Origin of the sequence: Candidatus Tisiphia endosymbiont of Piscicola geometra (assembly GCF_964026415.1) — a bacterium.
GTDB lineage: Bacteria > Pseudomonadota > Alphaproteobacteria > Rickettsiales > Rickettsiaceae > Tisiphia.
Map to the genome: position 1 here is coordinate 253,935 of NZ_OZ032144.1, position 14,429 is coordinate 268,363.

Here is a 14,429-nt window from a genome sequence, read left to right on the forward strand (position 1 = left end):
TATAACTACAACTGTAATATTAGTTTCTTCTATTACCAAAGAATCTTAGAAGATGTAAGAACAAATTAATAAAGTCTAAATACAAATTAAAAGCGGCCATTATGGACATTTTTTGTCCTAACTCTCCACCTCCAGACATAAAATACATAGACTTAATTTTTTGAGTATCCCATGCAATAATACCCATAAATATACCAACCCCAATGAGAGACGTTGCAAAATATATAGCTGAGCTTTGTAAAAATATGTTGACTAGTGACACAATGATAAGACCAAATAACCCCATGATAAGAAATGACCCCATTGATGTCAAATCCCTATTGGTACTATACCCATAAAGGCTCATTGCACCAAAAACAGATGCACAAATAAAGAAAGTTCGAGCAATTGACTCTCCTGTATAGATAAGCCCGAGGGATGCTAAAGACATACCAGTTAAAGCAGCATAAACCCAAAACAATACTTTAGTAGTATCTAGACTCATCCTGCCAAATCCCATAAAAAAGTACAAAGCAATTCCCACAGGAGAAATCATTACCAATGTTCCCAAACCGGTATAGCCCATGAACTGTCCATTTGCTTCAACTTGAAATAAAAGCCTAGTTAATGGCTCAAATGATATAGTAGCAAAAGCCATTACTCCAGTTAGCACAAGAGCTAACGCCATATAATTATAGACCTTAAGCATATATTCTCTCAGTCCGACATCATATGTTTTCTGAGTAGCAGTAAAAGTTTTTGTGTAATCAATCATAAGAAACCCCATGAATCATGTTATTATTTATACTATAATAGTATAAGCTTCATACCTTTTCTTTTCAAGAAGAAAATCGTGAAATATTTATTTAAATTATCATGAAACGTTTATAAAAGCAAAGAAAAGATTAGAGAGGAAATTTTATAATTTAGTTTCCTAGATTAATATTTATTATTCACTAACACTATCAGAATTATCATCATTACCAGCAAGTTTCAACTCATGTATCTTACTATCCGCCGCATTCATTTCGTCCCAAATAGAAATATTATAAATTTTAGTACTTTCAGCATTATTATTAGTACTTCTATTTTTAGGTAATTTATCTTCATTATCTTCTAAGTCAGCTAGATAACCCTTGTCTATATCATCTTTTATGTTTTTAGTTTTTTTGGGCATACAATATTTATGTCAAATGTAAGATTTATAAAATTAAAAGTAGATATCGATCCTATGAGTTTTTATTAAATTATCTTTTAAAATCACTAGCCTGCTCATGTTTTTTGCCTATATTGGGTGTATTGGGTGCATTGGGTGTAGCATTACTTTGAGATGTGGAAGCCATATATGAAGACATAGTTTTTCCCAGCTTTTGTACCGCTACTTGCATTTTTGGGTCATATTCTGGTGTAGCTTTTTTAGGAGCAACAGACGATAATCTATCTGTTGTTGATACATTTTGAGCATGAACAATTGTCATATCTAGTGAACCAGGATGTGAGCTATCATTACCTAAAATTGTCATATCTAGGTCAGGATGACCTCCAATTATTGTCTGCATTTCTACCCCTTCTTCTGAACTAGGAGTAAGTGTGTCTGCGAGATTATAATTTCGTAGATTTCTTGCCTGTATTCTCTCTAATGGACTAGGCGAATCTGGAATATCATCATTAAGCCGTGCATACGCTCTTTCCAGGTCTTCATTACCTACTACTGATGTCAAAAGTGATTCTGTTACATTCGGAGCAGCAGCATTCTCTAATGGCAGAGCACCGTCTCTTACTGTTCTGTCGAACCATTTGTCATCTAGTGGAGGTAGCTCGCCTTGTTGCGCTGCTTTTGATCTATTTGCTACTTCATGCCTGGCAACAACGTCGAATAGATCAGGATCATAAACTTTGGTTAACATTCGCTCTCCGTTTGCATCAAGAGTATCCGGGTCAAATAAGTAAGGTTCCTTAGAGTCTTTCACTAAGTCCCGAAAAAGCTCTTTCCACTTGGGATATGGTACAATACATTCCCAAACTAGGTTATTAAATTCTTTCTGACTTTCTTTATCAAGACCATTGGAATCTCTAATTTTAATTATAGTATCAAATAATTTTTGAGCATGCACTGCTTTCTCATTCTTTTGCTCTTTATCCACGAAGTTAATTGAGTGTACGTTTTCGTTCTGTTGTAACACTCTTGCAAAACGTGCAACAGCTCCTTCTGGAATATCAGCAGAAGCTAAAGAAATATTAGTAGTGTTATTTTCGATTAAGAAGAGAGAATGGTAAACGTAGCAGACCGTGTGTGCTAAATTCGTTATAATCTAAATTTATATCAGTAATAGTAGAATTATTAGTAAGAAGTGTTGCAACTTCTTTAGCTCCTTCATCTCCTAGATAATTATTCGATAGATCAAGATCAGTAACAGTTTTATTATGATCAAAAGCGGATGACAAAGCTCCCATGCCCTCACTTCCAATTTTGTTATCACTTAACTTTAGAATCTTAAGCTTAGTACTATTCTGAATAATGCCTGCAACTAGCTCAGCTCCGCCATCTCCCAAATTGTTACTAGATAAATTAAGCTCGGAAATTGGATTTTCTATAATAGCCTCTAATATCTCTTTGTCCAATTGAACCTTACTATTAGATAAATCAAGAGCCTCGACATTCTTTTTTCTTAGCTGTGTTATTAATTTTGCTTTTTCTTTAGGATTTGCAAGGTCTATGTTCTTGTAATTAACAGAAACTGGTTTTGGTTTGAATGTATTTTTCATAAGAAACCTTAATTAATTAACTATGCTTCTTATCACTTTGTCAAGATAAGATAACAAATACGACAAGGATAATTTAGGTTGTGTGGACATTTCTATCTAATGGTCTTATATATCGTTATTTCCGTTCTCGAATTTGTAACGGAATTTAGTCCAAGGCAATTTAGTTATTTACATGATACAAAGATATTGCTATTTTGTCTACAAAAGTTAAAAAAATATGAACTAATTTTTAGGGATTTAATGCCTCTGTGGTGGAATGGTAGACACGGTAGACTCAAAATCTACAGCTCAAAAGGCGTGCTGGTTCAAGTCCGGCCAGAGGTACCATCGTATAACTTCAAGAAGAGCTAGCTGTGCGTATACTCAGGTAGAACTTCAAGAATTGGCGTTGTCGTGTCTAAAGATCGAAGCTGCTCCGTTACTCATGTACGCTACGCCGCTCGACTTTGCTACTGCCTAGCTCTTCTTGAAGTTATACTATCGTCTACCAGCTCTTCATTTACGAGCAGTATACATGAGTAACAGAACAACTTTGATCTTTTTAGGGTACGATGACCTTAATTCTTGAAGGTCTAGCTGAGTATATATACAGAAACAATATTTAAGCAATGAAGGTTAGTTACATCAAATGAGTACACATAACAATATTAATGACGTTGTAGAAATTACAGCACAAAGTGGTTCATCAATTTTCTCTATGATATCATCCACTGATATTATAGGAAAATCTGTTATGATAATTTTGGTAATTGCTTCAATTTGGGCATGGACAATAATTATAGATAAGATAGTTCATTTAGTTCAAATAAGAAAAAAAATTGCAACTTTTGAAGCTACTTTTTGGTCTGGAGCAGTTTTAGATCAGTTATATGAAACTATTAAAAGAACAATGAATAATCCTCTTGCCGCAGTTTTTGTAGCAGCTATGAACGAATGTAAACGCCAAAATCCTAACAACCTCACTGATGCACTTAAAATTAGCCATAAAGAGCGAATAATACAATCTATGTACTTGATAAGGAATCGTGAACTTGAAAGATTAGAACAAAATTTAGGTTTTTTGGCAACTGTTGCTTCTAGTACACCATTTATAGGGTTATTTGGTACTGTTTGGGGGATTATGCATAGTTTTCAATCTATTGCAGCATCAAAAAATACCTCACTTGCTATCGTAGCTCCTGGCATTGCAGAAGCTCTACTTGCAACAGCAATAGGTCTATTTGCAGCAATTCCGGCAGTGATTTTTTACAACTACCTTTCTTCACAAATAATTAAGATTAATAACAAAATTGATGATTTCATTAATGAGCTTAGTTCTATACTATCAAGAGCCATAGATGAAGGGAAAATGTAATGGCTATACAATTACCAAATTCAAACAATCAAAGATCTAGACGTAATTTAGTCAGTGAGATCAACGTTACACCACTCGTTGACGTCATGTTAGTGCTATTGATCATCTTTATGATAACCTCTCCAATGCTAGTATCCGGTATTAATGTTGATTTACCAGAAACAACTTCTACCCCCCTGTCAGGGCAAGATGAACCGTTAGTGATTAGTATTAACAATAAAGGAGAATTATATTTATTGGAATCTAAAATAGAGAGACAAAATTTAGCTACTAAGCTAACTAATATTACAAAAGAAAAAAAAGATATTAGAATTTTTGTAAGAGGCGACAAAAATGTGCCATATGGCGAGGTAGTTAGCGTTGTATCTGAAATCCATGCAGCAGGCTTTTCTAAGGTAGCACTAGTTTCAAATATTAAATATAATGAAAAATAATAATATTTTTTCTATTTCTTTTATTTGCTCCGTAGTACTTCATTTACTAATAATATATTTTTTCTTATTTGGTCTTCCATCATTGTTTAAAAAATCTCCTGAAGAACAAGTAATAGTTTTTGAAATGTTACCAATTAATACTAAATCTAATATACCCAATAAAACCAAACAACCTGAAAAAGCTATAGAAAATCAAGATGCAAAAAAAGTAGAACAAAGCAAACCTGATGATACAGAAGAGAAGAGACCCTTAGAGAAGCCTCTAGAGAAACTTCTAGAAGAAAAGAAACCTGTAGATACAAAGCCTATAGAAGAAAAGAAACCTATTGAAGACAAGCTTCCTATCGAGGAAAAGAAGATTATAGATAAAAAACCTATAGAAGAGAAGAAGCCTATAGAAACAAAGCCTATAGAAAAGAAGAAGCCTGCAGAAGAAAAAAAACCTGTAGAAACAAAGAAGCCACTCGAGAAAAAAAAGAAAGTTCCTAATAAAAGTGACTTAGATTCTTTGCTTAAAAATTTAGAACAATCATCTGAAGGATCGAGTGCAAAATCAAATAAACAAGCTAGATCCAAAGAAAATAAAGAAACCCAAGAATCAAAAGGTCCTTACGATGACACATTGCCTCTTTCCATCAGTGAAATATCTTTAATTAAACAACAAATAGAAAGAGTATGGAGCAAACCTATTGGGATACAAAACCTTGAGCAGCTACGGGTAACTTTGTATATAGCTTTAAATCAAGATGGCAGTGTCAAAGAAGTAAAAGTCAAAGAAACAATATGTCCAAATATAACAAAAATAGCTTGTGACGCTCTATCTGACAGTGCAATGAGGGCAGTATGGCAAGCAAGCCCTATTAATAATCTAGACCCTCAGCGTTACAATAGCTGGAAAGAATTTAATTTTCTTTTTGATCCAAGTATGTAAAATATTTGCATAATTATTATATTTTTCAAGATTTATACTTAGTGCTAGTCAAATTTCCTCTATATTAGTATTAATTTTTAGATTTGGGATTAGGATAAAACCAAATAAAGAGTACGGCAAATAATAAAGATAGGTTTAGTAGTAAATTCCATTCTGTCATAGATATATCAAATAATTTAACTGCCGGTTTTGTGCAAGTCGCAATAGGTTGGCTATAAAATATTTCTTTAATATCTTGAATGGATAAGTGCTTTGGAATATGGATTAAAGTTGAACAAAGACTACTTGGTTCAAATATCCCTCTTTCCACTCCACTATGATAGCCTGCTAATATGCAAGCACCTAATAAATTTAGAACGATAAAAAATAAAGTATATTTGCTGATTTTCTTGATAAGAATCGCTACAACTGAAATCTTGATTATAAATAAATATGGGAATCTTTGATAAATACACAAAGGGCAAGGTGAAAAATGTAATATATATTCGACAAAATAAGCCAAAGATAAGGCAAAGATGCATGTGCAAATTAGGGCTATATGTAAAACTCTAAAGCTATCTTTGCGAATAAAATGGACAATAGAAAGAATAGTCATAAGTAAATACTAATTTTTAAGCGCTATTGTCTAAGAATATTAGAAAAAACTCAAGAGATAAATTTATAAATTTACAGAAACCACGTATATTATATTCAATATGCGAAATCAAACTATATGGAAATGGATATACAGATGTCAGAATTAGAAATTTTAGAAAATGTTTTAGAAAATGCCGTTAAATCAAACGCTTGGCCTTTTTTAGAAGCAAAAAAAATATTAGATCAACTGGGTAGCAAAATTCCAGCTAAAGGTTATGTATTATTTGAAACTGGTTATGGACCGTCAGGGATACCACATATAGGTACATTTGCAGAAGTTGCTAGATCTATAATGGTGCAAGAAGCATTTAAACAACTATCCAATATCCCAACTAAGATTATCTGTTTTTCTGATGATATGGATGGTTTGCGTAAAGTCCCAAATAATATCCCAAACCTTGATATGGTGGCATCACATATTGGCAAACCTTTAACATCTATTCCCGACCCTTTTGGCGAATGTGAAAGTTATGGACATTATATGAACGCTAAGCTTCGTTCATTTTTAGATAGATTTGGCTTCAAATATGAATTTTTTAGTAGTACAGAATGTTATAAATCCGGTTTATTTGATCAGATGATGCTGAAAGTCATAGACAAATATGATGAAATAATGGCTCTAATGTTACCAACTTTTCGAGAAGAACGACAGGCAACTTATTCACCTTTTATGCCAATTTGTCCAAAAACCGGTATTGTATTACAAGTACCTATTGCAAAGATCGATCGTTTAGCCGCTACTATTACCTATAAAGACAATGAAGGGAAATTTGTAGAAGTTCCTGTGACAAAGGGACATTGTAAGCTGCAATGGAAACCTGATTTGGGTATGCGGTGGGCTGCCCTGCAAGTGGATTATGAAATGTATGGTAAGGAGCATATGCCTAATGCTAGGTTATATTCTGAGATTTGTCGAATTTTAGAGGGGATTCCACCAGTACAATTTTTTTATGAATTATTTCTTAATGAAAGCGGAGAGAAAATCTCTAAATCTACAGGCAATGGCATTACTGTTGATCAATGGCTGCAATATGCACCGATGGAAAGTATGTCGTTATTTATGTACCAAAATCCAACAAGAGCCAAACGTTTACATTTTGATGTGATACCTAAAAATGTTGATGAATATATTACCTTCAATAAAAAATATCATTTAGAACTAGATCAAGTAAAGCGTTTTGCCAATCCAGTACACCATATTCATCATGGGAATGTGCCTATTATTGAAACTTTTGGTATTAGTTTTAGCTTATTGCTAAACCTTGCATCGGTTTGCAATCCTGAAGATAAATCGGTACTTTGGGGATTTATCAGTAAGTACGCCCCGAGTGCAACGAAACAAAATGCCCCGTACCTTGATCATTTGACAGATTTTGCCACTCGTTATTATAATGACTTTATTAAAACTAATAAGTGCTATTTAGTTCCTAATGATCAGCAAAAAATTATCTTACAAGAAATTATCGCTATGTTAAATGTTTTGCCGGGAGATATTACTTCCGAGCAAATCCAAGAAAAAATTTATGATATTGGTAATAAGCATGGTTATAATAATTTAAGAGATTATTTTAAAGAATTATATCAAATATTACTTGGGCAAACTGAAGGACCAAGGCTTGGGTCTTTTATTAAGCTTTTTGGTATTAACGACTCTATAAATTTAATTCAACAGAAACTAGTTTAATCTTAAGTGTCGATGTAAGACTAGATAATCAAGTTTTTTAGAATTATTAAAAGATACGTCTATTAGCGAGGAGTCGCGAAAAGCGGCGTCGTAGCAATCTTTTGAAGTAATACTTGTCCCTACTTCACAACAAAATTGCCGCGTTGGCGATTCCATCGCCTCTCCTCGCTAATAGACGTATAAAGAAGCTGTATTTACTAACTTTCAACAGAGTTGTGGGATGATATTGTTTTGACGCTAGTACTACAACTATAGTAGTATAATTTTATAAATTGATATCAATTTGCAACTTAATTTTGTTTTTATAATCTTTCTCAAAACATTTTGCCATGAAATATGCTAATATTGCAAAGAACATAAGATATATGATTGGCAATAATTGAAAATTTAGGTATCTCATTAATATTAAACAAACAGAATTAGCGCTGCCAGACATCAACATTGACCCAATATTATGACCAAGACTTACTGCACGATAACGATCATTGACAGCAAAAGCTTTTGTCATTATACCATGCGAAAGAGCATTGAAAGGAGCAACAAAACATGCTAGCATTAAACAAGAACCCAAAGCTAAATTAACCATCTGATAGTTAACGGATATAATAAATAATAGACTAGATACAATAGTACCAAATAAGCTAAACTTAAATACTAACATTTGACTAAGCCGATCTGCTAACAAGCCAGCAATAGGCATAGGAATGGCAAAACATATGGTTATTAAAACTGAAAATGTACTAATAATGAAACTAGTTTGCGGTAGGATCATAGGCAAATATTGTTTCATAAACATAACGGATATTTGATAAGTCGCACCAAATCCACCAGCAAGAAACACTGCCATCAAAATAACTCGCCACTGCTTCTTAATTAAAATAGCTAAGCTTTGCGTCTTCGTTTTACTGTCTTGATTCTTTTTAAATTCCGGTGTTTCATCAAATGTTCGGCGAAAATATAAAACGATTAAAGCTAAAGGTAAACTAAAGAAAAAAGGAATACGCCAACTCCAATCTAGAAAAATATGGGCATTAAAAAAATTGGTTGCCCCATTCCCTAGTAATAAACCTACAACCCCAGTACAACGAGTTATTGCTGAAGCTGTATATCGGTATTTCTCCCCTAAATGTTCGATAACATAAATAGCCGCTCCATCATATTCTCCACCTATAAAAAAACCTTGCATAAAGCGACACAAAGCCAAAATTATTGCACCCCACACACCAATAGATGAGTATTCTGGCAGGAAGCCTATAACCATAGTAGGTATTCCAATACCTATGATGGTTATACTTAATGCAGTTTTACGCCCATACAAGTCTCCGATACGGCCAAAAATCAGTGATCCCATAGGTTTTGATAAATATGCTATCGCATAAATAGCAAAAACATTTATTAGATTAGTTAGATAATCAGTATTTGGAAAGAATTTTGCTGCCATAATACCAGCAGAGAAACCATACAAACCATAATCATAATATTCAACTATTGTACCTAGAAATGCTCCGATAATTTTATTTCTTGTTTTTTTTTTCACTATATACTGCTCTTTAGTACTCTGTTTAAGAGCCTTCAGTTAACAATTTATTTCTAACTGAAGGTGCTAAGTTAATATTAAGCTCTTTTAAAGCTTTTTCATCAATATAATCAGGAGCATTCATCAATAAATCTTCCGCTTGCTGATTTAGTGGGAAAGCTATTACCTCTCTAACATTAGTTGAATCAGTTAATAACATAACCATCCTATCTATTCCAGGGGCTATCCCGCCATGTGGAGGGGCTCCAAATTTAAAAGCCCTGATCATACCACCAAACTTTTTATCAACAACTTCCGGGGAGTATCCGGCAATCTCAAAAGCTTTATACATTATTTCCGGTTTATGATTCCTAATTGCACCACTAGATAACTCGATACCATTACAAACAATATCATATTGATAAGCTTTGATGGCTAGTAAATCATCTACTGTTTTGGCTGATTCTAGCACTTCCATGCCACCTTGTGGCATAGAAAATGGGTTATGGCTAAAATCTATTTTTTTGGTTTGCTCATTTAATTCATAAAATGGGAAATCTGTTATCCAACAAAACTCAAAACAATCTTTTTTAAGTAGGTCTAATTCTTCCCCTAATTTAGTTCGTAGCTTGCCAGCAAGTTTAGATGCTTTATCAGCTTTATCACTAGAGAAGAAGACAGCATCACCATTTTGTAGATTCGCTAAAGACTTTAAATTCAATAATTGCTCATCTGTTAGAAATTTAACAATAGGTCCTTTAGCTTGTCCATTTTCTAGAAACTGGATATAACCAAGCCCGCTTGCTCCCTCGGAAGTTGCAAATTCTGCCATTTTGTCAAAGAAGCTTCTAGGTAAAGCAGAAGCTTTAGGAGCTGGCACAGCTCTAACAACAGAGCCATTTTTTATATTTTCTTTAAAAATAGCAAAGTTAGAATTTCTAAATAATTCTGTAACATCTGCAATGATCAGTGGGTTTCTAAGATCCGGCTTATCAGAACCATATTTTAACATTGCTTGTTCATATGGAATTTGTACAAAAGGTGTATTTGATACTTCTTTATCAGAAAATTTGCTGAATATCTCATACATTACCGGCTCAATGGTATTAAATACCTCTTCCTGCGTAACAAAAGACATCTCTACATCCAACTGATAAAACTCACCTGGTGACCTATCAGCCCTAGCATCTTCATCTCTAAAACAAGGGGCTATCTGAAAATAGCGATCAAATCCTGATACCATCAGTAATTGTTTAAATTGCTGAGGAGCTTGCGGTAATGCATAAAATTTACCAGGATGTAATCTGCTTGGAACTAAGAAGTCCCTAGCTCCTTCTGGTGAACTAGCTGTTAGAATCGGTGTTTGAAACTCCGTAAACCCTTTTTGCGTCATCAGATGCCGCACGTGAGCAATAACTTGCGATCTTAACATAATGTTATTATGTAATTTTTCACGCCTAAGATCTAGGAAACGGTATTTTAACCTAGTTTCTTCGGGAGAAATTTGTTCAGAATTGACTAACAATGGTAAATTTTCAGCATTAGACTCAACTATAAACTCACTTGCCAATATTTCAATTTTACCAGTCATTAACGAGTCGTTTATTGTTTCATCACTCCTTGCTATCACTTTACCTACAACAGTTATAACTGATTCATACCTTAACCGACTAGCATCATCCATTAAACTTGGATTTTGATCAGTAAATACCAACTGGCTTATACCAAAATGATCTCTAAGATCAATAAAGACTAAATTACCGTGATCCCTTCTTCTATGTACCCAGCCGGATAATTTTACCCTTTGCCCAGCATCCTTTAATCGCAATTCATTACAATTATGCGTCCTGTATTTATGCATTCTATATCTCTTAAAATGAAAGGATTATATAAAAATATCTCCATTAAGCAATAAGCTTCTTCATCCTTGCAAGCTAAATTTCTCTTAAAACTTGTAAACAATATATCATAAAATTTGAATACACTAATACCATTTATGAAATAATTTTATAAAGATTAAAAAGAAACTTTGTGTTTTGTCCCTAAATAATTAAGTTGTTTGGTTGAAGAAGTTCTAATACAAACATTACCTGGTATTTCTCCAAGAAACCTAGAAGGAGAGGATCTTATTATTTCATAAAACATAAAACGACTTTCTGCATAAGTAATATACAGGTCTTTCTTAGCTCTAGTAATACCCACATAGGCGATTCTTCTCTCTTCTTCTAGACCTTTTTCCCCCTCTCTTAGTGATCGCTGATGTGGAAACACCCCCTCTTCCCAACCTGGTAGAAAAACTAGATCAAATTCAAGACCTTTAGCAGCATGAAGAGTCATAATGCTAACAGAACCACCAAAATTTGATTCTAATTCCTCATTTTCCATTACCAAACTAGAATGTTCTATAAAATCTTGAATATTATCGAATTCCGCGATTGCTCTAAGCATTTCATTAATATTTTCAATTCTGCCAGTTGCTTCATCTGTTTTTTCTTCTTGTAGCATCTCAAGATAACCTGATTCTTCTAGTAAAGACTTAGTGACATTAATAGCTGGGTCATTTCTATATCGTAAACTCCAATTATCGATATTACTAATAAATTTGTTTAGACTATCTTTGACTTTATTTTTAAAAATTTCTGCTTGTAACATCTGACGAATGGCAGCAATAATAGGTATATTATGTTCAACCGCATAATCTTTTATTTGTTTTAATGTGGTATTACCAATTGCTCTCCTTGGAACATTTATTATGCGTTCAAGAGCAAGATTGTCACTATGATTTAAAGTGATACGTATATAGGCAAGTAGGTCACGTATCTCCATTCGTTCATAAAACTTAAGACCACCTATAATTTTGTATGGTAATGCATTACTAATAAACACTTCTTCAAATGCTCTAGTTTGGAAACCTGCTCTAACTAATATCGCAACTAATCCTGCATTATACTTTCCCTCTGTAACTAACTTGCTAATTTCAGATACAACGAATCTTGCTTCTTCTTTATCATTCCAACAAGATATAATTTTAATTTTTTCTCCATCATTTTTATCAGTCCATAATGTTTTACCGTGACGATTCTTATTATGGTTAATTACACTTGATGCAGCTAATAAAATTTTTGAACTAGATCTATAATTTTGTTCTAATTTTATTATTGTAGCATTTGGAAAATCCTTTTCAAAACGTAATATATTACCGACTTCTGCACCCCGCCAACTATATATAGATTGATCATCATCACCAACACAGCAGATATTTTTTGAGCTACTTGCCAGCATCCTTGCCCAAAGATACTGAACAGCGTTAGTGTCTTGATACTCATCAATCAGAATATATTTATATTGTTCCTGATAATACTTTAATATTATAGGGTTTTTTATAAACAATTCATTATTGTAAAGTAGTAAATCCCCGAAATCTACTACATTAGATGCTAGTAAATTTTGCTGATATTCGTCATAGACAAATTGAGCCACTTTATGAATTGGTAGCTTAATATCAGATTCAGAAAGTTTATACGGCAATAATCCCTGATCTTTCCAACACGAAATAATAATATGTAAAAGTTTGGGAACATATTTTTTGGTATCTATATTTTTCTGCTTAACTATATCTTTAACCAATTTAAGTTGATCATCAGGGCTAATAATAGTAAACCTACTATTCAAGCTAAAATTCAAATGTTCTGCTTGCTGACGCAAAATTCTTGCTGCTATAGAATGAAATGTACCTATATTTAGCCCATAACAATCAATCATTTTGTTGATTCGATCTTGCATTTCTCTAGCAGCTTTATTAGTAAAAGTAACTGCTAGAATATTTTGAGGTAGAGTTAACCCTTGCTGGATTATGTTGGCTATTCTAGTCGTTAACACTTTAGTTTTACCAGTCCCTGCTCCAGCAAGCACAAGAATAGGACCATGTACATGGGACACTGCTAGCAGTTGTTGAGGATTTAATGAGTTTAGGAAACTTTGTTGTGTCATGATCTAGTACTACAATTGTAGATTAGTGGAGTTATAGTCAGATAGTTTACCAAGTGTGCGTTTTGTTAACTTAAGCAGCTTCGGTGTTATCCATACAACTGCTAATAGACGTTTAAACCTTACAATAGCACTTCGCTAATAGACGGTTTTTTAACTTTCAACAGTTGTGGGTTCGTTAGCTACAAGAGTTAATTTTTGGATTTCCTCTCTGCTCAAACCAGTAGACTCAGCGATGATATCAATTGATAATCCAGCTTTAAGTAAATTTCTAGCTATAACAATTTTTTCTCTAGCTTCTCCTCTAGCTTCAGCAGCTTGCAATTCATCTCTATCGTTATAAAGCTTTTTTTGGTAATAGGAGTAGTTTGCCCTCTCTTCTTTGGTCATTTTGAGAATGCTCAGCTTGTCTGCTACTTGTCTCATATAAGGCGAATGATAGTTTGGTGGGACTTCATCATATTTCATGACATGTAGCCAGTCATCAATCTCTTTCTCTAAACGATCATTAAATAGAGGTACTGATATATAAAAATATTCTGGTAGGATGTTAGTAGCATCAAAAACCTCAGAAGTCTCCATATTTTTAATATGCACATTTAATCTTTCATTAGTTTCTACCTCATGAATAATAGTTTTACCATGGTAAATAACTCCATTACCATTTCCTATAGGAAAATAGAGTAGCGATATATGAAATATCTTGATTATTTGAGTATAATCTTCTCTTTGGGCAAGAGTATCAACTATAAGTCTTGAGGTATTAAAACATGCCTTATGAATAAAAGAATCCTTAACATTACGCTCGATTTCAATAATGTATTTATGGTGATCTTCGTCTTCTACAATTACATCAGCTAGACTTCTTTTGCTTTTACTATCTTCTTTGTTACTCTCGGTCTCAAGTAAGGCTACTATTTTAACGTCCTTATAACCCTTGGTCTTAAGAAGAGCTGAGATAAAACCTTCTACTATAGAATAATCGCCTTTATCTTTCAGAAGGTATTTAATAGCATAGTCAAAGGAAATTAATGGTTTATCATTATTCATAATCATTATTTATGTTATTAGGCTGTGTGAAGTTATTAAAGCTAATATAGCATAAAATCAATAGTACTACTAGCTTCATTATTAAATTAACC

At 33.3% G+C, this 14,429-nt stretch carries 13 protein-coding genes and 1 tRNA gene; 5 read left to right on the plus strand and 9 right to left on the minus strand.

All coding sequences use genetic code 11. The features are described 5' to 3' along the window. Positions 1 to 19 precede the first annotated feature (19 nt). The 4 genes from AAGD26_RS01210 to AAGD26_RS01225 all read right to left on the minus strand — a co-directional run bounded on the left by AAGD26_RS01210 (position 20) and on the right by AAGD26_RS01225 (position 2,745). Positions 20 to 754 carry a Bax inhibitor-1/YccA family protein gene (locus AAGD26_RS01210; RefSeq protein ID WP_341751895.1) on the minus strand — a complete coding sequence of 245 codons (735 nt, stop codon included), beginning with the start codon at positions 752 to 754 and terminating at the stop codon, positions 20 to 22. Between the two features lie 174 nt (positions 755 to 928). Continuing rightward, entirely contained in the window at positions 929 to 1,156 is a 228-nt protein-coding gene (locus AAGD26_RS01215) for a hypothetical protein (protein ID WP_341751896.1), read from the minus strand. 70 nt (positions 1,157 to 1,226) lie between these two features. After that, positions 1,227 to 2,162: a hypothetical protein gene (locus AAGD26_RS01220; RefSeq protein WP_341751897.1), complete on the minus strand. Its 936-nt coding sequence runs from the start codon at positions 2,160 to 2,162 to the stop codon at positions 1,227 to 1,229. A gap of 64 nt (positions 2,163 to 2,226) precedes the next feature. Then, entirely contained in the window at positions 2,227 to 2,745 is a 519-nt protein-coding gene (locus AAGD26_RS01225; protein WP_341751898.1) for a hypothetical protein, read from the minus strand. A 242-nt stretch (positions 2,746 to 2,987) separates the two neighbouring features. On the opposite strand from AAGD26_RS01225, the gene AAGD26_RS01230 reads away from it, so the two are divergent. The 4 genes from AAGD26_RS01230 to AAGD26_RS01245 all read left to right on the plus strand — a co-directional run bounded on the left by AAGD26_RS01230 (position 2,988) and on the right by AAGD26_RS01245 (position 5,464). Next, positions 2,988 to 3,072, plus strand: a tRNA-Leu gene (locus tag AAGD26_RS01230). A gap of 301 nt (positions 3,073 to 3,373) precedes the next feature. Continuing rightward, on the plus strand, positions 3,374 to 4,099 hold the full coding sequence (gene tolQ, locus AAGD26_RS01235; protein ID WP_341751899.1) for a protein TolQ: 726 nt from the start codon (positions 3,374 to 3,376) through the stop codon (positions 4,097 to 4,099). Then, positions 4,099 to 4,533 (plus strand): protein TolR, encoded by a 435-nt coding sequence (gene tolR / locus AAGD26_RS01240; protein ID WP_341751900.1) that lies wholly within the window; start codon positions 4,099 to 4,101, stop codon positions 4,531 to 4,533. The genes tolQ and tolR overlap by 1 nt, the downstream gene beginning before the upstream one ends. Next, on the plus strand, positions 4,523 to 5,464 hold the full coding sequence (locus AAGD26_RS01245; RefSeq protein ID WP_341751901.1) for a cell envelope integrity protein TolA: 942 nt from the start codon (positions 4,523 to 4,525) through the stop codon (positions 5,462 to 5,464). The genes tolR and AAGD26_RS01245 overlap by 11 nt, the downstream gene beginning before the upstream one ends. Before the next feature lie 70 nt (positions 5,465 to 5,534). Here AAGD26_RS01245 and AAGD26_RS01250 read toward each other — a convergent pair whose 3' ends face one another. Beyond that, positions 5,535 to 6,059 (minus strand): disulfide bond formation protein B, encoded by a 525-nt coding sequence (locus AAGD26_RS01250; protein ID WP_341751902.1) that lies wholly within the window; start codon positions 6,057 to 6,059, stop codon positions 5,535 to 5,537. A gap of 135 nt (positions 6,060 to 6,194) precedes the next feature. On the opposite strand from AAGD26_RS01250, the gene AAGD26_RS01255 reads away from it, so the two are divergent. After that, positions 6,195 to 7,784 carry a lysine--tRNA ligase gene (locus AAGD26_RS01255; protein ID WP_341752278.1) on the plus strand — a complete coding sequence of 530 codons (1,590 nt, stop codon included), beginning with the start codon at positions 6,195 to 6,197 and terminating at the stop codon, positions 7,782 to 7,784. 265 nt (positions 7,785 to 8,049) lie between these two features. Here the strand turns inward: AAGD26_RS01255 and AAGD26_RS01260 are convergent, their stop codons facing one another. The 4 genes from AAGD26_RS01260 to AAGD26_RS01275 all read right to left on the minus strand — a co-directional run bounded on the left by AAGD26_RS01260 (position 8,050) and on the right by AAGD26_RS01275 (position 14,337). Further along, a complete protein-coding gene (locus AAGD26_RS01260; protein ID WP_341752279.1) occupies positions 8,050 to 9,324 on the minus strand; it encodes an MFS transporter in 1,275 nt (424 codons plus the stop codon). 22 nt (positions 9,325 to 9,346) lie between these two features. Continuing rightward, positions 9,347 to 11,161 carry an aspartate--tRNA ligase gene (aspS, locus tag AAGD26_RS01265; protein WP_341751903.1) on the minus strand — a complete coding sequence of 605 codons (1,815 nt, stop codon included), beginning with the start codon at positions 11,159 to 11,161 and terminating at the stop codon, positions 9,347 to 9,349. A gap of 155 nt (positions 11,162 to 11,316) precedes the next feature. Beyond that, positions 11,317 to 13,290 carry a UvrD-helicase domain-containing protein gene (locus AAGD26_RS01270; RefSeq protein WP_341751904.1) on the minus strand — a complete coding sequence of 658 codons (1,974 nt, stop codon included), beginning with the start codon at positions 13,288 to 13,290 and terminating at the stop codon, positions 11,317 to 11,319. Positions 13,291 to 13,440: 150 nt separating this feature from the next. After that, complete coding sequence (locus tag AAGD26_RS01275) at positions 13,441 to 14,337, minus strand: Rpn family recombination-promoting nuclease/putative transposase (RefSeq protein ID WP_341751905.1); 897 nt, start codon at positions 14,335 to 14,337, stop codon at positions 13,441 to 13,443. Positions 14,338 to 14,429 lie beyond the last annotated feature (92 nt).